The 20017-nt window shown below is 67.5% G+C and carries 18 protein-coding genes; 6 read left to right on the top strand and 12 right to left on the bottom strand.

Translation table 11 applies throughout. The features are described from left to right. Window positions 1–115 precede the first annotated feature (115 nt). Window positions 116–991 (bottom strand): RNA polymerase sigma factor RpoH, encoded by an 876-nt coding sequence (gene rpoH / locus ACSYAO_RS20000; RefSeq protein ID WP_049428989.1) that lies wholly within the window; start codon window positions 989–991, stop codon window positions 116–118. Window positions 992–1349: 358 nt separating this feature from the next. Here rpoH and ACSYAO_RS20005 point away from each other — a divergent pair, with 358 nt between their 5' ends. The 3 genes from ACSYAO_RS20005 to ACSYAO_RS20015 all read left to right on the top strand — a co-directional run bounded on the left by ACSYAO_RS20005 (window position 1350) and on the right by ACSYAO_RS20015 (window position 4931). Then, window positions 1350–1742 (top strand): BlaI/MecI/CopY family transcriptional regulator, encoded by a 393-nt coding sequence (locus ACSYAO_RS20005; protein ID WP_049463302.1) that lies wholly within the window; start codon window positions 1350–1352, stop codon window positions 1740–1742. Next, a complete protein-coding gene (locus ACSYAO_RS20010) occupies window positions 1739–3265 on the top strand; it encodes a M56 family metallopeptidase (RefSeq protein ID WP_049463291.1) in 1527 nt (508 codons plus the stop codon). The genes ACSYAO_RS20005 and ACSYAO_RS20010 overlap by 4 nt, the downstream gene beginning before the upstream one ends. A 130-nt stretch (window positions 3266–3395) precedes the next feature. Beyond that, a complete protein-coding gene (locus tag ACSYAO_RS20015) occupies window positions 3396–4931 on the top strand; it encodes a serine hydrolase domain-containing protein (RefSeq protein WP_223224702.1) in 1536 nt (511 codons plus the stop codon). A 37-nt stretch (window positions 4932–4968) separates the two neighbouring features. Here ACSYAO_RS20015 and ung read toward each other — a convergent pair whose 3' ends face one another. The 5 genes from ung to rhlB form a co-directional block, all read right to left on the bottom strand. After that, window positions 4969–5682, bottom strand: coding sequence for a uracil-DNA glycosylase (gene ung, locus ACSYAO_RS20020; protein ID WP_049400766.1), 714 nt, complete (start codon window positions 5680–5682; stop codon window positions 4969–4971). 9 nt (window positions 5683–5691) lie between these two features. Beyond that, window positions 5692–6534: a response regulator gene (locus tag ACSYAO_RS20025; RefSeq protein WP_032129540.1), complete on the bottom strand. Its 843-nt coding sequence runs from the start codon at window positions 6532–6534 to the stop codon at window positions 5692–5694. A gap of 7 nt (window positions 6535–6541) precedes the next feature. Further along, entirely contained in the window at window positions 6542–7489 is a 948-nt protein-coding gene (gene ftsX / locus ACSYAO_RS20030; protein ID WP_010481047.1) for a permease-like cell division protein FtsX, read from the bottom strand. A gap of 3 nt (window positions 7490–7492) precedes the next feature. Further along, complete coding sequence (ftsE, locus tag ACSYAO_RS20035; RefSeq protein ID WP_032129538.1) at window positions 7493–8179, bottom strand: cell division ATP-binding protein FtsE; 687 nt, start codon at window positions 8177–8179, stop codon at window positions 7493–7495. A 178-nt stretch (window positions 8180–8357) separates the two neighbouring features. Further along, a complete protein-coding gene (gene rhlB / locus ACSYAO_RS20040; protein WP_032129537.1) occupies window positions 8358–10082 on the bottom strand; it encodes an ATP-dependent RNA helicase RhlB in 1725 nt (574 codons plus the stop codon). Between the two features lie 511 nt (window positions 10083–10593). On the opposite strand from rhlB, the gene trxA reads away from it, so the two are divergent. From trxA to ACSYAO_RS20055, 3 genes are all read left to right on the top strand, one after another. Continuing rightward, window positions 10594–10923, top strand: coding sequence for a thioredoxin (gene trxA, locus ACSYAO_RS20045; RefSeq protein ID WP_049463293.1), 330 nt, complete (start codon window positions 10594–10596; stop codon window positions 10921–10923). Between the two features lie 228 nt (window positions 10924–11151). Beyond that, window positions 11152–12897 carry a transcription termination factor Rho gene (gene rho / locus ACSYAO_RS20050; protein WP_005414668.1) on the top strand — a complete coding sequence of 582 codons (1746 nt, stop codon included), beginning with the start codon at window positions 11152–11154 and terminating at the stop codon, window positions 12895–12897. Window positions 12898–13107: 210 nt separating this feature from the next. Continuing rightward, on the top strand, window positions 13108–14682 hold the full coding sequence (locus ACSYAO_RS20055; RefSeq protein ID WP_032130287.1) for a sensor domain-containing diguanylate cyclase: 1575 nt from the start codon (window positions 13108–13110) through the stop codon (window positions 14680–14682). Between the two features lie 34 nt (window positions 14683–14716). Here ACSYAO_RS20055 and ACSYAO_RS20060 read toward each other — a convergent pair whose 3' ends face one another. The 6 genes from ACSYAO_RS20060 to ACSYAO_RS20085 all read right to left on the bottom strand — a co-directional run bounded on the left by ACSYAO_RS20060 (window position 14717) and on the right by ACSYAO_RS20085 (window position 19824). Beyond that, window positions 14717–15607, bottom strand: a complete 891-nt coding sequence (locus ACSYAO_RS20060; RefSeq protein ID WP_032130286.1) for an energy transducer TonB — start codon at window positions 15605–15607, stop codon at window positions 14717–14719. 61 nt (window positions 15608–15668) lie between these two features. Next, complete coding sequence (gene aceK, locus ACSYAO_RS20065) at window positions 15669–17399, bottom strand: bifunctional isocitrate dehydrogenase kinase/phosphatase (protein ID WP_049463294.1); 1731 nt, start codon at window positions 17397–17399, stop codon at window positions 15669–15671. Window positions 17400–17495: 96 nt separating this feature from the next. Further along, complete coding sequence (locus tag ACSYAO_RS20070; protein WP_005419760.1) at window positions 17496–17855, bottom strand: hypothetical protein; 360 nt, start codon at window positions 17853–17855, stop codon at window positions 17496–17498. 53 nt (window positions 17856–17908) lie between these two features. Then, window positions 17909–18325: a roadblock/LC7 domain-containing protein gene (locus tag ACSYAO_RS20075; protein WP_049463295.1), complete on the bottom strand. Its 417-nt coding sequence runs from the start codon at window positions 18323–18325 to the stop codon at window positions 17909–17911. After that, window positions 18318–18866: a GTP-binding protein gene (locus tag ACSYAO_RS20080; protein WP_049463296.1), complete on the bottom strand. Its 549-nt coding sequence runs from the start codon at window positions 18864–18866 to the stop codon at window positions 18318–18320. The genes ACSYAO_RS20075 and ACSYAO_RS20080 overlap by 8 nt, the downstream gene beginning before the upstream one ends. Then, window positions 18859–19824 (bottom strand): hypothetical protein, encoded by a 966-nt coding sequence (locus tag ACSYAO_RS20085; protein ID WP_049463297.1) that lies wholly within the window; start codon window positions 19822–19824, stop codon window positions 18859–18861. Before ACSYAO_RS20085 ends, ACSYAO_RS20080 begins: the two co-directional genes overlap by 8 nt. Window positions 19825–20017: the final 193 nt, after the last annotated feature.

Here is a 20017-nt window from a genome sequence, read left to right on the forward strand (position 1 = left end):
CGCAACCACCGCCCCGGCGTCAGAGTAGAGCCACGCCATGCGTGGATGAGAACGCCACCAAAAAGAAAAGGCCCGGCAATGCCGGGCCTTTTCATTGCTTCAACGCCATCCCGCCTTACGCGGTGAACAGCGCCTTCATCTTCTTCAGCGCGTTCGCTTCAACCTGGCGGATGCGCTCGGCCGATACGCCGTACTCGTCAGCCAGTTCCTGCAGCGTCACCTTGCTGTCGGCATCCAGCCAGCGACGGCGGATGATGTCGCGCGAACGGGCATCCAGCTCGGCCAGGCCTTCGCGCAGCAGCTGCATCTGGTTGTCTTCGCTGTCGGCACGCTCGTAGGCCATCGACGGGTCTTCGTCGTTGGCGACCAGGAACGCAGCCGGAGACGGCGGCGCGTGTTCGTTGTCCTCGTCGGTCGGCGCATCGAAACCGATATCGCGACCGGACAGGCGCGACTCCATTTCCATGACCTCGCGCTCGGACACGTTCAGGTCCTTGGCCACCGCGCTCACTTCGGCCGCGTTCATCCAGCCCAGGCGCGTCTTCGACTTGCGCAGGTTGAAGAACAGCTTGCGCTGCGCCTTGGTGGTGGCGACCTTCACGATGCGCCAGTTCTTCAGGATGAACTCGTGCATCTCGGCACGGATCCAGTGCACGGCGAAGGACACCAGGCGCACGCCCATTTCGGGGTCGAAGCGCTTGACCGCCTTCATCAGGCCGATGTTGCCTTCCTGGATCAGGTCGCCCAGGGCGAGGCCGTAGCCGTTGTAGCCGCGGGCCACGTGCACCACGAAGCGCAGGTGCGAATGCACCAGTTCGCGCGCGGCGTCCAGATCGTTGCCGTCGCGGAAGCGACGGGCCAGGTCCTGTTCGTCATCGACCGACAGCACCGGGATCTGGTGCACGGCACCGATGTAGGCGTCCAGCGAACCGAGCGCACTGGGAATCGGGAGATTGTTTGCCACAAGGGCAGTAGAGGTGTTCTGGCTCATAGGCACCCATCTTAGCAGTCCGGGATTTGGACTGCTAAAGGAGGAAAAAGTTCCAGCATCCTATTGATGCAACACTGGTCCCAAACAGAGCCCTACCGTAGCGCGATTTGATGACAGTGGCGAGCGCGCTTTTCGGGATTCACAATCCCTTGGAATTCAAGCAATTACCTACCGGAAACCGGCCGATTCCGGTCAAGCGGAGCTGAACGGGTAGGCCTGGAGGCGCATTCAGGGGCGGGGATGTTGCCAGATGTTCAGCCCCGCGCGCCACAGGCTCGATGTTTTACTACTAAAAAACCCGTTGACAGCCATGCGGCAGCATGCTCCGATGCATCAACTAATTCATACGTAGATGCGCATGGCCCGCCCCGCCTCCCAGACTCCCACCCCGGCCGAGCAGGCCATCCTCGACATCCTCTGGGACAAGGGCGAAGCCTCCGTGCGCGAAGTGGCCGATGTGCTCGGCGAACACAAGCCGGTTGCGTACACCACGGTGCTGACCATGTTCAACGTGCTGGCGAAGAAAGGCTTTGTCAGTCATCGCCAGGAAGGTCGCGCCTACATCTATCACGCCACGCTCAGCCGCGAGCAGGCCCGCCGGCAAGCGCTCGACCATCTGCTGCATCAGTTCTTCGACGGCTCACCAAACGTGTTGGCACAGCACCTGGTGGACGAACGCGAAATCGACCGCAACGAACTGCAGGCACTGCAGCAGCGCATCAGCGATGCCAGGGCCGGGAGGAAGGAATGAACCTCATCGACATGGCGATGGCACTGGGCCTTCGGCAGTTGCTGTTGTCTGCCGTTGTGCTGCTGCCCGCGCTGTGGCTGGCACGGCGGCGGGCCCTCAGTGCCGAACAGCGCTCCTGGCTGCTGACCGCCGCGATGGCAGCAGCCCTGCTGTTGCCGCTCAGCGCCTTCCTGCCGGGCTGGTCGACCACCCTGCCTGCACCGGCACCGCCCGCCGCCGCGTTCCACCCCCTGCCCGGCGAAGGCGCAACGGCGGGAGAGGCCATCTTCGAAGCTGGACGGCAGCCCGACATCTATTACGTCGAACTACCGAAGACCCTGCCGACAGTGCTTGCAGTGGTGTGGCTGCTGGGCACCCTGTGGCTGGGCATGCGCCTGCTGGACGCGATGCTGCACGCGCGCCGGCTGCGGCGGCTGGCACAACCGGCGTCCGCCGGACTGCGCGCGGCCCTGGCCGACATCGTGCCCGCCCACGTGACGATCGCCACCTGCGCCGTCGACGGGCCGATGGTGGTCGGCCTGTGGCGCCCGCAGATCCTGCTGCCCCGCCCCTTGCTGGCACGGCTGGACAACAACGTGCTGCGCGACATCGTCCGCCACGAGGTTGCACACCTGCATCGACGCGATCTGTGGACAAGCACGCTGCTGCGGGCGGGAACAGCACTGTTCTGGTGGAATCCACTCCTGCACCTTGCCCAGGCACGCCTGGCGCTACTGCGCGAAATGGCCTGTGATGCACGCGCTGCGATGCAGGCACGCGAACCGCTGGACTATGCAGGCTCGCTGCTGGCCGGTATCGAACAGCTTCAGGCCCTGCGCGAAGAGGCGCCGACGCTTGCACTGGGCATGTTCAGTGCACGCAGCCAGCTGGCGCAGCGCATCGACCAACTGCTGGACGCCCCGTCGTACGCCCCTCGGCGCCGCAGTCTGTTGATGCTGGGCCTGCTGCTTCTGCTGGCCTGCGTCGGCACCGCGGTGGCTGTCTCACCACGACTGGCCTCACCAGCGGCCAGCACCTCCGATACGCGCGTCAACACTCTGCTCCAGGCCGCCAGCACGCATGACCTCGCGCAGGTCCACGCGTTGGCGGTGGCGGGCGTCGATCTCGATGCGCGCGTGCTCGGCGATGGCACGGCGCTGATCCAGGCCATCCGCGCACGCGATCCGGTGATGGTCGACGCCCTGCTGCAGCTGGGAGCCGACCCTGATCGCGCTGCGCTGGGCGAAGGCAATCCGTTGATCGTCGCCTCCGCGCTGGGCCTGCAACCCATCGTCGAGCAGCTGGTGCAGGCCGGTGCAGACGTCAACCGGGTCGTGACCTATGACGAGACGCCGCTGATCAATGCCTCGCGCGAAGGGCATCTGGTCACCGTGCAGTACCTGCTCGCGCACGGCGCCGATATCAACCTGGGGGTGGAAGCCGACGGCTGGCTGGGCCGCTGGCGGACACCGTTGAACCAGGCCGGCACCGCGGCCGTACGCGATTACCTGCTGACGCAGGGCGCCCGCCGCGAACGACGCTGACTCCGCCGCCGCATCGCCTTCTGCGCTGCGGCGGCAACCTGTTCCACCCGCAACGATCGGACGCGGCAGGCGTGCGTGGCAACGCCTGCGCCGATCCCAACCCTCTTCCACTCCCGCAAGGATGTCGATGATGAACCGCCTGTTGCTGTGTTCGCTGCTGGTCTGCCTGACCCCGTTCCACGTGATGGCCACTGACGCCAGCGCAGAAGACGCCGCGCGCTTTGCCCAGGCAATGGCCCACGGCCTGCGCCCCAGCACCGCGCAGCTGGGCGCGGCGCTGCCGCAGTGGTCGATCGAGGAACGCCTTGCCCATTACAAGGTGCCGGGTGCCGCCGTTGCGGTGATCCGCGATGGCAAGGTGGTGTACGCCGCCGGGTACGGCCTGCGCCAGGCAGGCACGCGCGACGCGGTGGATGCCGATACCGTGTTCTCGGTGGGCTCGGTCAGCAAGATGGGCGCTGCGGCGACCACCCTGAAGCTGGTTGCTGCCGGCAAGGTCTCGCTGGAGGAGAACATCGATCCCCGCCTGCACCGCTGGCATGTGCCTGCCGATGCGCAGGGACTGCACCCGCCGATCAACCTGCGCATGCTGCTCTCGCACACCGCCGGCTTCAACGTGCATGGCTTCCAGGACTACCAGCCCGCCGAGCGCTTGCCGACCCTGCTGCAGACACTGGATGGACTGGCGCCTGCAAAGAATGAACCGATACGCCTGATCCACGCACCCGGCCAGCAGGTCGACTATTCCGGTGGCGGCTACACGGTGGTGCAGCTGGCGATCGAAGACCTGACGGGCAGAGCATTCGCTGACGTCGCACGTCGCGAGGTGTTCGCGCCACTGGGCATGTCCCGCAGCACGTACCAGAACCCCTTGCCTGCCGGCTACGGCAACGTTGCCCATGCGCACGACAACAAAGGCCTGCCGGAGGCCCTGCCACGCGGCTGGCAGAGCTTTCCGGAACAGGCGGCGTCCGGGCTGTGGACCAGCGCCAACGACATGGGCCTGTTCGTCGCGGCCCTGCTGCGCAGCATCCGCACGAAGGATGGATGGCTGCCGCAGTCATTGGCCCTGCAGATGGTCAGCGAAGTGGCGCCGGCCGGTCGTGGCCTGGGACCGGAGCTGGCCGGCACCGGTGCCAGTCGCCGCTTCTTCCACAATGGCAGCAATGACAGCTATCACGCCGGCATCGAAGGCTACCCGGAGAGCGGCGATGGATTCGTCATCCTGACCAATGGCGACAACGGCCCCGCGCTGCGTGGGGAGATCCGCAATGCCCTGTCCGATGCGCTCGGCCACAACGCCAAGCCGGTCATCCGCACGCTGGATCCTGCATTGCTGGCGGAGGGCTATCCGCGCTTCAGCGGTCGCTTCGTACTCGATGACACCCTGCCCATGGATCTGCGCAGCGGCCTGGCCGATTGGTTCGACGTCACGACCCTGGACGTGCAGGCGGTCGATGCTGGACTGCAGTTGCGCCTGCCCGGGCGTGATGCACCGGTCGCGCTGCAGGCGCTGACGCCCGTCCGCTTCCTGGCAGGCAGTGCGGGGGCGGAACTGCTGTTCCATCGCGGCGGCGATGGCACCGTGCAGGCGTTGAGCGTGATCGCCGAAGGCGCGCGTGCCTACTACCGGCGCGCGGATCCCGCACCAGCAGCGAGCCACTGATCCATCGCTGGCGGCGCCGGGCCCCTGCCCGGCCCGCTCAGAGCGCCGAACGCGGCGGCAGCGACCAGTCGATCGGGGCCTGGCCGCGGCGCTGCAGGTACTCGTTGGCCATCGAGAAATGCTGGCAGCCCAGGAAGCCGCGGTGGGCCGACAGTGGCGACGGGTGCGGCGACTTCAGCACACGGTGGCGGCGAGTGTCGATGACCTTGCCCTTCTTCTGCGCGTACGCGCCCCAGAGCATGAACACCAGGCCGTCGCGTTCGCGGTTGAGCACATCCACCACGTGGTCGGTGAAACCTTCCCAGCCACGCCCCTGGTGGGCACCGGCCTGGCCCTCTTCCACCGTCAGCACGGCATTGAGCAGCAGCACACCGCGCTGCGCCCACGGGATCAGGCAGCCATGGTCCGGACGCGGGATACCGAGATCGCTCTCGATCTCCTTGTAGATGTTCAGCAGCGACGGCGGCACCGGCACTCCGGGCGCCACCGAGAAGCTCAGCCCATGCGCCTGACCGCGGCCGTGGTACGGGTCCTGGCCGAGGATCACCACCTTCACCTGCTCGAACGGCGTGGCATCGAACGCAGCGAAGATCTGCGGGCCGGGCGGGAACACCGCCGCACCGCTGGCCTTGCGCTGGCGCAGGAAGCTGGACAGCTCGCGCATCTGCGGCTGCATCAGGTAATCGCCGACATGCTGCTTCCAGCTCGGCTCGAGCTGGATCGTCGGGGTGCCGGCTACTTCATCAATCATCACGCCACTTCATCGAATCAGGGGTCCATCGTTCAACCGGGCCAGGCGCAGCTGGAACAGCACCTTGGTGACCAGCAGGCGCTCTTCGATCGGCTTGAGCACCAGGTCGTTGGCACCGGACTGCAGCAGCCCGGTCTGGTTGTGCGGGTTGCCATCGCCGGTCATCACCAGCACCGGCAGGCGACGCTTGCCGTAGCCGAAGTCCACGCGCACGCGCTGCACCACGTCGCGACCGCTCAGTTCGCCCTTCAGGGTGACGTCGGTCAGCACCAGGTCGATGCGGTGGCGACTGCGGCCCAGCGACTCGGCAGTGAGCAGGGTGAACGCCTCTTCGGCGCTGACCACGTGCAGCACGTTCAACTGCTGGCGTTCCAGCATGCGCTTGGTAGCCTCGGCGACCACGCGGCTGTCCTCGATATAGAGGATGGTGGCGCCGGGAATGGTCTGCGGCTGCACGTAGCCGCGGATGAAGGTCGCCAGTGCCTCGTGGCCCAGCGCCTTGTCGAAATAGTCGGTGACGTACTCGGTGAAGCGGCGCTGCTCCAGATGCTGCTGGGCATCGCCGGAGACCACGATCACCGGCACATAGGCCTGGCCTGCGGCTTCGCGGACCATCCGCGCCAGTGCCAGGCCGTCGCCATCACGCAGGGTCAGCGAGGTGGTCACCAGATCCACCGGGCCCTGCGCCAGCGCCAGCTGCGCATCCTCGATGCTGTCGCAGCCGATCACTTCCACGCCCGGCAGGTCGCGCTGCAGGACGTCGGCGATCAGTTTGCGGACCAGCTTTGACCCATCGACCACCATCACCCGCGTCGCGGGCCCTTCAAGGTGCTTCAGCGCTTGCGGTTGCATGCCGGTCTCAGGTGTCGGTCGGGCGGGTCTGGCGAAGGAAATGGCCGGTCACCAGCCACGCGCCCAGCCAGCCCAGCAGCAGTGTGCCGAGCAGGACCAGGCTGCCATGCAGCAGGTCCAGGCCGTGCAGCACGAACGGGCTGCCGTAGCTGCGCGAGAGTTCGGCCAGCGGCACGCGCAAGGCAGCGCCGGCCGCAGCAATCAGGGCCAGCGCCACTGCGCCGGCACCCAGGCCATACCACGCGCCCAGGTACAGGAACGGGCGGCGGATGAAGCCATCACTGGCGCCGAGCAGCTGCAGCACGCCGATCTCTTCGCGGCGGGCCTGGATGTCCAGGCGCACGGTGTTGCCGACCACCAGCGCGGCGCCCACGCCGAGCAGCACCGACAGCACCTGCACCAGCCGCGCACCGAACGCGAGCCAGGCATCCAGGCGCTGGCGCCACAGCGCATCGTGCTGCACCAGGTCGGCCTCGGGCAGGCTTTCCAGCGCGCGCGCCAGGCGTGCGTCGTCCTTGCCCTGGCCCGGAGTGATCACCAGCAGCGAGGGCAGCGGGTTGTCGTTGAGTGCATCGATCGCCTCGCCGAGGCCGGCATCGCGCAGTTCCTGCAGGCCCTGCTCCGGCGTGCGCACGTTCACTTCGGCCACGTCATCGCGATCGCGCAGCTGGCCGGCCAGGCGCAGCGCGCCGGGACCATCGACGTTGCCCTTCAGGAACACGTTGATGTCGCGCGACTGCTGCACGCTGCCGGCGAACTGCTTGAGGTTGTCCAGCGCGATCGACAGGCCCAGCGGCAGGGCCAGCGCCAGCGCCATGACCATCACCGTCAGCAGGGTCGCCCACGGCTTGCGGCAGGCGCGGCCGAGGCTGAACACCACGCTGTGCACGTGGTGCTGGAACCAGACGCCCACACGCGACGGGGCGGCGGCTTCGCTGTTTTCGTTCTTCGCCATCGATTACTCCGCCAGGTCCTGCGGCGAGATGTCATCCACCAGCCGGCCGTGGTCAAGGATCAGCACGCGCTTGCGCATGCGGCGCAGCAGCGGCAGGTCGTGACTGACCACCAGCACGCTGGTGCCGCGCGCGGGCAGCTCGGCGAACAGGGCCATGATCTCCGCCGCCAGGGTCGGGTCGAGGTTGCCGGTCGGCTCATCGGCCACCAGCAGCTTGGGCTCACCGACAATGGCGCGGGCGATGCCGACGCGCTGCTGCTCACCGGCCGACAGCTGCGAGGGCAGCGCCTTCTCGCGATGGCCCAGGCCCATCCGCTCGAGCACCGAGCGCACGCGCTTGTTGATGTCGCTACGGCGGGTGCCGCGCAGGATCAGCGGCAGCGCCACGTTCTCGGCAATAGAGCGGTCCATCAGCAGGCGGTGGTCCTGGTAGACCGCGCCGACCGCGCGTCGATGGCGGGGCACGTCGCCACCGCGCACCTTCAGCAGGTTGCGCTCGTCGAACACCACCGCGCCGCGGCTGGGCCGCTCGTCCAGGTGGATCAACTTGAGCAGGGTGCTCTTGCCCGCACCGGAATGGCCGGTGACGAACAGCATCTCGCCCGGCGCGACCTCGAAGCTGACATCGGTCAGCGCCTCGTGGCCACCGGCGTACTGTTTGCTGACATTGTCGAAGCGCAGGACACTCATGCCCCGATTATGCAGGACCGGCGCGACGTCGTGGAGACGGTCATATGATCGGTAGTGCCGGCCGCTGGCCGGCAGCGGTGTGGGTTGCCGGCCAGGGTGGGTGCCGACCGTTGGTCGGCACACCGGTCAAGGTCACCCGACCAACGGTCGGGTGCTACCCGCTGATCGGCAGCGCCGATCAGCTGCCCGACAGCATCCGGCGGATCTTGCGGCCGATGCGGGTCAGGAACGAATCGCCGGTATCAGCAGCCGTGCGCACCGGCTTGGCCACCACCTGCACCGGGGTGACCGGGCTGGCGCCATTGCCGGCGGCGTTCTGCACACCCTCGGCACCTTCGACCGGACGGCCGTGGCGACGACGACGGCGCTTGCGCGGCTTGTGCTCACCGTCCACCGCACCTTCCGGTGCGCCTTCAGCACGCGGCGGGCGCGGCGGACGCGGGGCCTGCGCGGCAGCGCCTTCGGCACCGGCGGCCGGGGCGGCAGCGCCCTGCTCGCCTTCCACGCGCGGCTTGCGCGGGCCACGCGAACGGCGCTCGCCGCTGCGCTCACCGTCGCGGCCACCGCGGCCACCACCACTGCCGGAACGGCCGCCACTGCGGCCACCGCCACGGCGCTCTTCCTCGGCAGCGCGGGCTTCGCGCGCTTCGCGGAAGATCTGGCCGACGCTTTCGTTGTCCTCGCCTTCCTCGCCCGCAGCCGGGGCCGGGCGTTCCGGGCGCGGCAGCGGCGTCAGCAGTTCCTTGGTGACCGGCTCGGACGGAATCTTCTGCTCGATATAGGCCTCGATGTCCGGCAGGCCCATCGCGTAGCGCTCGCAGGCGAAGCTGATCGCATCGCCCTCTTCGCCCAGGCGCGCGGTACGGCCGATGCGGTGCACGTAGTCTTCGGCGTCGAACGGCAGGTCGTAGTTGTAGACGTACTTGATGCCATCGATGTGCAGGCCGCGCGCAGCCACGTCGGTGGCCACCAGGATTTCCAGCTGGCCCTTCTGGAAGCGGTTGAGCAGGCTCTCGCGCTTCTTCTGCGGCACATCACCGGACAGCACGCCGACACGGTAGCCGGCCTTTTCCAGCGAACGCGCCACGCGCTCGACGAACACCTTGGTGTTGACGAAGACCATGGTGCGCGCGCCTTCGCTGCGCGACAGCAGGCCCAGCAGCAGCGGGATCTTCTCGTCGTCGGCCGGGAAGTAGATGCGCTGGCGCACGCGCGCGGCGGTGATGGTCTCGGCTTCGACCACCAGCTTCTGCGGCTCGTTCATGTGCTCGTAGGCCAGCTCCAGCACGCGGTGGCTGAGGGTGGCACTGAACAGCAGGGTCTGGCGGGTGGTGCGCTCCGGCATGCGGCGCAGCAGGAAGCGGATGTCCTTGATGAAGCCCAGGTCGAACATGCGGTCGGCTTCGTCCAGCACGCAGATCTCGCAGGCGTGCAGCGACACCACCTTGTGCTGCTTGACGTAGTCGATCAGGCGGCCCGGGGTGGCGATGATCACGTCCACGCCCTGCTGCAGCAGCTCGCGCTGCTTGTCGTAATCCACGCCGCCGTAGACCAGGGCGAAGCGCAGGCCCAGGTCGGAACCGAACTTCACCGCATCCTTGTGGATCTGGATGGCCAGCTCGCGGGTCGGGGCGAGGATCAGCGCACGCGGATCTTCCGGCTTGCGATCGGCCAGCGCCGGACGCGTCAGCAGGCGGTTCACGACAGCGACCAGGAAGGCCAGGGTCTTGCCGGTGCCGGTCTGGGCCTGGCCGGCGACATCACCGCCGGGCAGCGCGACCGGCAGGGTCAGCGCCTGGATCGGGGTGCAGCGGGTGAATCCGGCTCCTTCAAGGCCGGCCTGCAGGGCCGGGTGCAGCTCGAAGGAGGAAAAGGTCAAATCGGTCAGCGGTTTGTCGCTCATGAGTCCGTCTTGGTATGGCCGCCGGCCCGTGGGGCGGCTGGCACTTCATCGTCTAGGGGCACCGTCGCAAACTGCGGCCCCTGCGGCGGGTTGGCAGGCTGGGACCACCCGGTCCGCGCGCCGCACAATGCCCCAGTTTAACGCACTCGGGCAGGCAAACCGGAATGCCCGGTCTCACCGGATGGAGAGACGACGCGCCTTCATCCAGCCACACAGGACTTGAACGACCCCGCCGGTCCCGCTGGTGTCGCCCGCTGCCACCCCCATCTTCGGGAAGACAGTGAAATCCGACACATACCGGGCTTCGAAGCGATCACGATACGCTGGGTTCCAGCCGGCGCCTGTCCCCGCCCTGCGATAGGGGTACACTGCCGGCCGTGAGCGTCCAGGCATCCCGCCGAACGCACCGCGGCAGTGCGCCGCGAGGCAACGACGAGGGTCGCGCCACCGGGCATGGCCCAGTTCACCCACCTCCGGCATGGCCGGGTGCAATCCAAGACGAGAAACCAAGATGAGCGACAAGGTTGTACATGTCGGCGACGCCGACTTTGATAGCGCAGTGCTGAATTCCAAGGAACCGGTGCTGGTCGATTTCTGGGCCGAATGGTGTGGCCCGTGCAAGATGATCGCCCCGGCGCTGGACGAACTGGCCGATGCCTACCAGGGCCGCGCCAAGATCGCCAAGGTCAACGTCGACCACAATCGTGCGCTGGCCGCCAAGTACCACGTGCGTTCGATCCCGTACCTGGTCGTGTTCAAGGACGGCGAGAAGGTCGGCGAGCAGATCGGTGCGGTGGGCAAGGCCCAGCTGGCCGGCCTGCTGGACAAGGCCCTGACCTGATCCTGCTGTTTTCCGGCAGCCGCCACCCGCGGCTGCCGGCGGACGCCCAGCGTCCATGATGAATGCTGTTCCCGGCAGCCCTTGCACGGCGCCGCAGGCCGATGATAGTGTCGGCACATCCGGCCGCGTTCGCGTGCCGCACCCTCTGGACGCAGTTTCTTCCAGACCCATTCCCAACGTTCGCCGCCCCAGCCGGGCGCTCGCACCTTCAAGCGAGGAATAACGCTCTTGTCCGATAACACTTCCGAAACCGGCAGCGCCGATGCGCCCGCCGAAAAGCGCGTGCGCAAGCCCCGCGTGAGCAAGGCCGCCGCCCCGGCAGCCGCCGAAACCAGCGCCGCTCCGGCGCAGCCGACCCTGCCGCTGGCCGCCGCGCCCGAGGCACCGGCCCCCGCCCCCGCACCGAGCGCGCCCGCCGCCGAGGCCCCTGCCAGCAGTGGCGGTGGCGAAGGTGGTGAGGGTCGCGAATCCGGCCAGCCGCGGCAGCAGAACCACCAGGGGGGCGGCCAGAACCAGGGCCAGAACCCGTACAACCAGAACGGCCAGCAGGGCCAGGGGCAAGGCCAGGGCAACCGCCGTGACCGCTTCCGCAACCGCCGCGACCGTGACCGCAACAACAACCGCTTCCGCGACGACGGCATGCCCAACGACGGCGGCGAGCAGCAGCCCTTCGTGCCGCGTCCGCACGCCAACGTGCCCGAGGGCTTCCCGGTCTACTCGCTGAGCGACCTCAAGCGCATGCCGGCACAGAAGCTGCTGGAAATCGCCGAGCAGCTGCAGATCTCCGAAGGCGTGGCCCGTGCCCGCAAGCAGGACGTGATCTTCGCCCTGCTGAAGGTGCTGACCCGCCACGGTGACGGCGTCGCCGCCGACGGCGTACTGGAAATCCTGCCGGACGGCTTCGGCTTCCTGCGCGCGGCTGAAGCCAGCTACCTGGCCGGCCCGGACGACACCTACATCTCGCCCAGCCAGATCCGCCGCTTCAACCTGCGCACCGGCGACCACATCTCCGGCCGCATCCGCTTCCCGAAGGACGGCGAGCGCTACTTCGCGCTGAACATCGTCGACACCATCAACGGCGAGCCGATCGAAGCGTCGAAGAACAAGGTGCTGTTCGAGAACCTGACCGCACTGTTCCCGCGCCGCCGCTTCACCCTGGAGCGCGGCAACGGTTCGTCGGAAGACATCACCGGCCGCATCCTCGACCTGATGGCCCCGCAGGGCAAGGGCCAGCGCTCGCTCATCGTGTCGCAGCCGAAGGCCGGCAAGACCATGATGATGCAGCAGGTCGCCACCGCCATCACCACCAACCATCCGGACGTGCACCTGATCGTGCTGCTGATCGACGAACGCCCGGAAGAAGTGACCGAGATGCAGCGCACCGTGCGCGGCGAGGTCATCAGCTCGACCTTCGACGAGCCGGCCGCGCGCCACGTGCAGGTGGCCGAAATGGTCATCGAGCGCGCCAAGCGCCTGGTCGAGCACAAGAAGGACGTGGTGATCCTGCTCGACTCGATCACCCGCCTGGCCCGCGCCTACAACAACGTGGTGCCGAGCTCGGGCAAGGTGCTGACCGGTGGTGTGGACGCCAACGCCCTGCACCGCCCGAAGCGCTTCTTCGGTGCCGCGCGCAACGTGGAAGAAGGCGGCAGCCTGACCATCATCGCCACCGCGCTGGTCGATACCGGCTCGAAGATGGACGAGGTGATCTACGAAGAGTTCAAGGGCACCGGCAACAGCGAAGTGCACCTGAGCCGCCGTATTGCTGAAAAGCGCGTGTTCCCGGCCATCGACATCAACCGTTCCGGCACCCGCCGCGAAGACCTGCTGATCGAACCGGAGCTGCTGCAGAAGATCTGGATCCTGCGCAAGCTGCTGCATCCGATGGATGAAATGGCCGCGATGGAGTTCCTGCTCGACAAGATGAAGAACACCAAGTCCAACGACGAGTTCTTCGGTTCGATGAAGCGCTGATCCCTGGCGCTGCATCAGAAGAAACCTGCCGCTCGCTGCGGCAGGTTTTTTTTTGCCTGCAGGGCGACGCACTTCACTTCGCTGGCGCCCGCTTTTGGCGATAATCCGCGCGATACCCTGCCCGGCCCCCGTGGGCCCTGCCACCGATTCCCGCTGTCGCCCCTTCCGGAGAACCGGTCGGGTCCAGCCTCCTGCCGGATCCGTCGACGCATGCGAACGCTGTCTCCCCGCCTCAACCTGGGCAAGCTGATCCTCGCCCTGGCCCTGCTCAGCGCCATCATCGCGCTGGCCAACACCCTGCTGGCCAGCTACCGGGTGCAGCGCGACCAGCTGGTCGGCAATACCCTGGAAGCCAACCGCGTCTACGCCACCAAGCTGGCCGAGACCACCCAGAACTTCCTGCTGGCCGCGCAGCAGCAGCTGGCCTATGCCGCGACCCGCCTGGGCGAGGACGACCTTGATCCGAAGCAGGCCCAGGATGAAGCCAGCCGCCTGCAGCTGCAGTCCAGCAGCTTCAACTCCTCGCTGGTGGTGGATGCCGACGGCCTGGTGATCGCCACCTCGCCGCAGACCCTGCAGCTGCAGGGTGAGGTGCTGCACAGTGTCGGCAACAACGCGGCACTGGCGGCGCGCCAGCCGATGATCAGCGATCCCTACCAATCGGCCACCGGCAAGCTGCTGGTGTCGCTGTCGCACCCGATCTTCGACCGCCAGGGCCGCTATCGCGGCTATGTCAGCGGCACCCTGTACCTGCGCCAGCGCAGTGCACTGCACACGCTGCTGGGCAAGCACTACTACCGCGACGGTTCCTACCTGTACGTGGTGGACCGCAATGGCCGCCTGCTGTACCACGCCGATGGCAAGCGGGTGGGTGACTACGTGGTCGGCAACCCGGCGGTGAAGGCCGTGGTGCGCGGAGAACGGGGCGCACAGCAGGTACGCAACAACCGCGGCGTGTCGATGCTGGCCGGCTATGCACCGGTGGCGGCCACCGGCTGGGGCATCATCGCGCAGCGCCCGACCGAGGCCACCCTGCAGCCGCTATCGCGGTTGATGACCGCAGTGATCTGGAATGCGATTCCACTCGGCCTGCTGTCGCTGCTGGTCACCTGGTGGTTCGCGCGCCGCATTTCGATGCCGCTGTGGCAGCTGGCGCGCAACGTGCAGGGCGGCGAGGACACCGGCAACGCGATCAACCACGTCAGCGGCATCCGCGCCTGGTACTTCGAGGTCGCCCAGCTCAAACAGGCGGTGCTGCACAGCTTCAATGCGCTGCAGGATCGTATCGGCACGCTCAACCGTGCCAGCCGCACCGACCCGCTGACCGGCCTGCTCAACCGCCGCGGGCTGCAGCAGGCGCTGGATGCGCTGCAGGTGCAGGGCATTCCGTTCGCGATCCTGGCGCTGGACATCGATCGCTTCAAGTCGATCAACGACAGTTACGGGCATGACGTCGGCGACAACGCCATCGTCCACATCGCCGACCAGATGCGCCGCTACTCGCGCGACAGCGACATCCTCTGCCGCGCCGGCGGCGAGGAATTCCTGCTGCTGCTGCCGGGCATCAGTACTGAATCGGCCCGCCAGGCCGGTGAACGCCTGCGCCAGCACATCGCCGACCATCCGTTCGAACCGGTCGGCACCATCACCGTATCGCTGGGCGTGGCCCACTTCCCCAGCTTCCATGTCGACGCAGAACAGGCGCTGCGGCTGGCCGACAAGGCGCTGTACATGGCCAAGGAACAGGGCCGCAACCGGGTGGTGGTCTACCCGTACGCCGACTGACGCGGAGCCGGGCTGCCCGGCTCCGCAGCGGGTCTCAGCCCTGCGCCAGCGGGGTCAGCAGGCGCAGGCCGCGCTTGGCGCCGTCCACCATGTAGACGCCGCCTTCCGGCAGCAGATCGCTGCCGACCTGCTCGACCGGGTCCGCCTCGCGCCACGGGACGGTCTGCCGCGGCCCCGGAATGAAGGCGCGCCAGCGGCCATAGCGTTCCGCCACTGCATTGGGATCATTGTTCAGGGCGAAGTTCACCGGGATGCGAACCGTCCAGCTGTCCCGGGTGCTGTCCTCGCCGGTGGTCGGCGGCTTGAAGGTCCACGTGCGGGCGGTGCTGACACTGGCTCTGGCCAGGATGTCGCGCATCTTGGCCAGGGTCCGCTCAGGTGCGACCACGGCCATGTTCACCTGCTCGGCGGCCACATCGGCCACTGTTCCGTCACGGGCCACCTTGACCAACAGCAGCACCTCACCCTGGCCACCGTTACGGTAGGCCGCTTCCGGGTAGCGCGGCGGCGTCATGTGCAGCTGGGTCACCGAATCGGTGGCCTTCGGATCGTACTCGCTGAAGTCGACACTGGTCATGCTGATTTCATAACCGCCATCGGCCGCAGCCTTGCCGCGCAGGCGAACGCGCAAAGGGGCCCGCGTGGCCACCGCCTGGCCATCGCGCAGCGTGGGCTCGAAGCGCCAGCCACCGATGGTGCCTTCCACGAAGGAGGCGATGCTCGGGGCCACCATGGCTTTCTGGTCCAGCACCAGCGAACGGACCGCGCCCTCCGGCGTGACCTCGATATGACCGGACAGCACCATGCTCATTTCCGCAGTCGCACGTACAGCACGTGCGGTCTGCGCAGTGGCATCGCCTGCAAGCAGGGGGGCGCCGGCACCTACGGCCAGCGCGAGGGCGAGAAACAGTGGGGAACGCATCATTGCCGGATCCTTGGTGATGAACGGCGAGCCTATCCCAGTCCCAGCCGCCATGACAGCCGGTTCACGCCAGCCGGTGTGCGCCCGCGTAGGGCGGCGTGTCCGGATAATCACCCCGGGCGAAGCGTTCCTGCAGGCCCTGCCACCAGCCCGGGTCGAACAGGTGCCGGTAGTGCTCGCGCACGGCTGCCAGCTCCGCAGCAGGCAGGCCCATGAACGGACCGAAGCGCTCGGGAAACACGTCGCGCGGGCCGACATGGAACCACGGCTCGTCGGCCATCGCTTCCTCTGGCGTGCGTGGCTGCGGCCAGGCGCGGAACACGCAGTCGCTGACCAGGCACAGCTCGTCATAGTCATAGAACACGGCCCGGCCGTGCCGTGACACACCGAAGTTCTTCGGCAGCATGTCGCCGGGGAAGATGTTGTTGCGCGCCATGTCGGTGATCGCCTGCGCGTAGTCGAGCACCGCCGCGCGCACCGCCTCGCCGGACTGCTCGCGCAGGTACAGGTTCAAAGGTCGGAAACGACGTTGCACATAGCACAGTGCGACTTCGACCTCGTCGCCATCGACACGTACGCTCTGCGCGCACTGCTGCAGCAGCTCTTCCAGCAGGGCCGGCGCGAAGCGCTCGCGCGGGAAACGCAGGTGGCGATAAGGCTGCGCATCAAGCAGGCGGCCGACACGATCGAGATTGAACACCAGCGCGTACTTCTCTTCCACCTGCTGCCGCGACATTGCCTTGGGCCAGGCGAAACGGTCACGGATCAGCTTGAACACCAATGGATAACTGGGCAGGGTGAACACCGCCATGACCATGCCCGGCGTGCCTTCGGCATGCACCAGCCGTTCCTGCGGATGCTCGTTGAAGTGGCGGAAGAAGGTTCGGTAGCGCTCGGTCTTGCCCTGCTTGGCACGTCCCAGCACCGTGTAGATCTCGTCGATCGGCTTGCCCGGCAGCAGGCTGCGCAGGAACACCACCGCGTCGCCCACGGTGCCCAGGTCAGCCTGGAAGTAGCTGCGCGACACGCCAAACAGATGGGCGACATCACGGCGCCGGGTCAGCACCGCATCGGCACGCAGGCCGCGCGCATCGTTGACCAGGGCAATCACGCATGGCGAAAAGCGATGCTCGCCGAACACGCGGCCAACCAGGTAAGCGCGGCGCTCGCGGTAGAACACCGTGTCGAGCAGTTCGATGCTGCGTACCGGCGTGTCCCCCCAATGGGCGAGGTCGTCCTGCAGGCGCACGGCGATGGCCGCCGCACAGCGCAGCTGGTGCGCATAGGGGATGTCGAAGCGGTAGTCGGCCAGCACGCGTTGCAGGGCCTCCACCGGCCGCGTCGGCGAGACCGCGTAGGTATGCCGCGCGACAGGATGGGTGATTGCATCGGAGGGCTCGACGTCGAAAGCAATGAATTCCAGCGCCGGGTCCACGCCGCGGGTAGCGAACAGGCGCCGCGACAGCGTGTTGTAGAAGGTCTTGTACAGCTCGGCGTCGATCAGGCCCTGCAGCAGCGCGCTGTACTGCGCGTGCACCTGCAGCCACAGCGCGCGCTCGCCGATCGCGTCATCGGCGAGGCGGCGCAACGCATCCATCTGCTCGGCGATGCACAGGTCGTACAGGGCGATGCGCTCGACCGCATCCTGTCGCGCACCAGCCCAATCGCGCTGCTCGAAGCGCTGCCGCGCCCGCGCGGTGATCGCCGCGAAGCGGGCATGGTACTGCTCGAAACCATCGCGGATGGCACCGGCGATACGCGGCGCCAGTACGGTTGCGATGACAGGCTCTGACATGCACGGCGTACCCGGGGAGGACCGTCTCCACCATACGCTGGCGTGGGGTGGCTTGTGTAGAGTCGAGCAAGCTCGACTCTACAACGCGCCGGTGGATCAGATCGCCAGTTCGGCCTCTACGTCCTGCACCTTGCGCCGCGCCAGCGCCAGGTTGGATTTGGTCCGGTCCAGCACGATGTAGAAGAACAGGCCCTTCTTCTTCGCCACCGGGCGCATGATGTGGTACGCCTTGCCCAGCGAGATCAGGATGTCCTCGATGCTGTCGTTGAGGTTCAGCGACGCGGCGGTCTTCATCTTGGCGCGGATCACTTCAGTGTTGCCGGCGGCGGCCACTTCCATGTCCATGCCGGCACCGGCTTCGCCCAGCAGCATGCCGCTTTCGTAGTCGACCAGCGCCACTGCCTGCGCGCCGTCGATGCCCATCAGTGCGTTCAACGATTCATTCAATCCAGCCACGTCGCACCCCTTGTCGATGTTGGTTCGAGCCCCTCGTTCCCCTGCGGCCGGGCTCACGATCCGCCGAGTTCGGCCAGGATCGCCTGGCCACATTCCCTGCTCTGCCACAGCACCTGGCCGATCACGCTGCGCTGGTCGCAGGCCGCCATCAGCAGCAGCGGTGCGCGCCCTTCGGCCTGGATCGCCAGCATCAGCACCTTGCCGCCCCCGGCCTCCAGCATCAGCGTCTGCAGATCGCCCAGCAGCAGTTCGCGGCCCACTGCCGCGGCCAGCGCCAGCATCGCGCTGGTCATCGCCGCCAGCCGCTCACCGCGCCCTCCGGCCCCGGCACTGACCAGGGCGAAGCCATCGACACTGGCCAGCACCACCGTGCGCACGCCTTCGACCCGCTGCTGCAGGTCCTGCAGCAGCGGCTGCAGTCGCTCACGCTGACCGGCATCGGGCAGTACCGCCATCTGCCCGTCAGCCATGCGCCGCCACCAGTGCGTGCGCTTCCATTTCGCTCATCAACACATCCATCAGCAACAGTCCCTGTTCGCGGTCGCGGGCATCCACCGCCAGCAGCGGCAGTGGTTGGTCGTCAAGGCTGGCACGGGCGGCCCAGTCGTCCAGTGCGGCCTGCGGTGCCTGGTCCAGGTGGGTGACCGCCACCACCAGTGCCAGGGATGATGCGAACGGCTGCAGCACCTGCAGGTAGTCCTCCAGCTCGCTGGCCAGCCCGGCACGACGCGCATCCAGCAGCAGCACCGCGCCACGCGCGCCCTGCAGCAGGATCGGCCACAGGAAATCGAAACGCTGCTGGCCGGGTGTGCCGTAGAGACGCAGGCGTTCGCCATTGGGCAGGTCGATGTCTGCGTAGTCCAGCGCTACGGTGGTGGAGGCCTTGTCGGCGCCGAAGCGATCACTGTTGGCCACATCCGTGTCGACCACCGCGCCAACCGCGATGCTGCGTACCAGGGTCGACTTGCCGCTGCCCATGCCGCCAAGCACCACCACCTTGTGCTCACGCATTGCGTTCGCTCCCGCGCAGGTGCCGCCACAGGCGGGCAAGCAGGCCGTTGTCGGTGCGGGTGCCACCTGTCGCCATCAGCGGCGCCGCCGGTGCAGTCTGCAGCTGCGCGTAGCCGCACAGGTAGGCGGCATGGATGAAATCGCGCACCGCCGCAGCCGGCAAATCAAGCAGCATCACGCACTCGTCAACCGTGCACGCGCGCTTGAGCAGCAGCGAACACAGGCGGAAGCCATCATGGTCGTGGCCCAGTACGCGGAAGTCCGGCCAGCGCAGCAGCTTCACTGAAGCGCCACGCAGGCGTTCGTCCAATGCCTGCCAATGGCGGCTGCGTTGCGCCCACTGCCACAGCAGCGGTCGCAGTGGCTGGCGTGGCCGCTCACCGGCCAGCGCCTGCAGGCGTGCGGGTGTCAGCGCATCCAGTTGCAGGCGTTCGAAGGCATCGGCCAGACGCTCCACCAGCGCCGCAGCCGGTTCCTGCAGCAGCACGGCCTGGTCGTGCTCCAGATCCATCAGCAGCAGAGGCTCGCCCGCATCACTCAACAGTGCCTGCCCCTGTCGCAGCGGCAGCCGCTCGCGCAGCAGGCGGGTGATGGCGTGTGCACCATCGGCCAGACGGATCGGTGCGGGTGCGTGCATGGCCATGGGCTCCGGTGCCAACTGCATGCGGCGCAGCGCGCGGCCGATGGCACCATCGTCAAGCACGTCCTGGTGCCCATCACCGTCACGCAGCTGGCCGCCCAGGTCTTCGATCCAGCACTGCAGTCGCGGACGCTGCTGACGCATGCGCTGGGCCGCGTTGCGCAGCGCCGGCGTATCGCGGATGACCAGCAGATCGCAATCATCCAGGTCCTGGCTGCGGCGGATCTGGCCGTCCGGCAGGGCCGATGCCACGCGCAGCCGCTGCAGCAGGGCCTGCTCGCCCTGGATGTCGGTTCCCACTACCAGCACGCGTGCCATCCGTGTTCCCCGTGCGGCCACCTCCCCGGTGGCCTCGCGTCGCCAAGGCTAGGGCATCGCCAGCGGCAGCCGTCGTGATCGACTGCTCAGATCGAGGGCGGTTGCAGGCTGTCTCCTATCCGTTCTGCGACGGCCATCGCGGGCAAGTTTCATGCCCCTTTGACGGCATTCCGACAGCCGATGGATGTCACGG

It is taken from the genome of Stenotrophomonas sp. STK16_22, assembly GCF_051984505.1.
Lineage (GTDB): Bacteria > Pseudomonadota > Gammaproteobacteria > Xanthomonadales > Xanthomonadaceae > Stenotrophomonas > Stenotrophomonas maltophilia_A.

Coding starts and splice junctions, on each gene's coding strand:
- ACSYAO_RS20085 (WP_049463297.1), bottom strand. CDS start 19,824: ATGGCACGCGTGCTGGTAGTGGGAACCGACATCCAGGGCGAGCAGGCC.
- ACSYAO_RS20025 (WP_032129540.1), bottom strand. CDS start 6,534: ATGCAACCGCAAGCGCTGAAGCACCTTGAAGGGCCCGCGACGCGGGTG.
- ACSYAO_RS20055 (WP_032130287.1), top strand. CDS start 13,108: ATGCGAACGCTGTCTCCCCGCCTCAACCTGGGCAAGCTGATCCTCGCC.
- ung (WP_049400766.1), bottom strand. CDS start 5,682: ATGATTGATGAAGTAGCCGGCACCCCGACGATCCAGCTCGAGCCGAGC.
- rpoH (WP_049428989.1), bottom strand. CDS start 991: ATGAGCCAGAACACCTCTACTGCCCTTGTGGCAAACAATCTCCCGATT.
- ACSYAO_RS20010 (WP_049463291.1), top strand. CDS start 1,739: ATGAACCTCATCGACATGGCGATGGCACTGGGCCTTCGGCAGTTGCTG.
- ftsE (WP_032129538.1), bottom strand. CDS start 8,179: ATGAGTGTCCTGCGCTTCGACAATGTCAGCAAACAGTACGCCGGTGGC.
- trxA (WP_049463293.1), top strand. CDS start 10,594: ATGAGCGACAAGGTTGTACATGTCGGCGACGCCGACTTTGATAGCGCA.
- ACSYAO_RS20015 (WP_223224702.1), top strand. CDS start 3,396: ATGAACCGCCTGTTGCTGTGTTCGCTGCTGGTCTGCCTGACCCCGTTC.
- rhlB (WP_032129537.1), bottom strand. CDS start 10,082: ATGAGCGACAAACCGCTGACCGATTTGACCTTTTCCTCCTTCGAGCTG.
- ftsX (WP_010481047.1), bottom strand. CDS start 7,489: ATGGCGAAGAACGAAAACAGCGAAGCCGCCGCCCCGTCGCGTGTGGGC.
- ACSYAO_RS20075 (WP_049463295.1), bottom strand. CDS start 18,325: ATGGCTGACGGGCAGATGGCGGTACTGCCCGATGCCGGTCAGCGTGAG.
- aceK (WP_049463294.1), bottom strand. CDS start 17,399: ATGTCAGAGCCTGTCATCGCAACCGTACTGGCGCCGCGTATCGCCGGT.
- ACSYAO_RS20060 (WP_032130286.1), bottom strand. CDS start 15,607: ATGATGCGTTCCCCACTGTTTCTCGCCCTCGCGCTGGCCGTAGGTGCC.
- ACSYAO_RS20005 (WP_049463302.1), top strand. CDS start 1,350: ATGGCCCGCCCCGCCTCCCAGACTCCCACCCCGGCCGAGCAGGCCATC.
- ACSYAO_RS20080 (WP_049463296.1), bottom strand. CDS start 18,866: ATGCGTGAGCACAAGGTGGTGGTGCTTGGCGGCATGGGCAGCGGCAAG.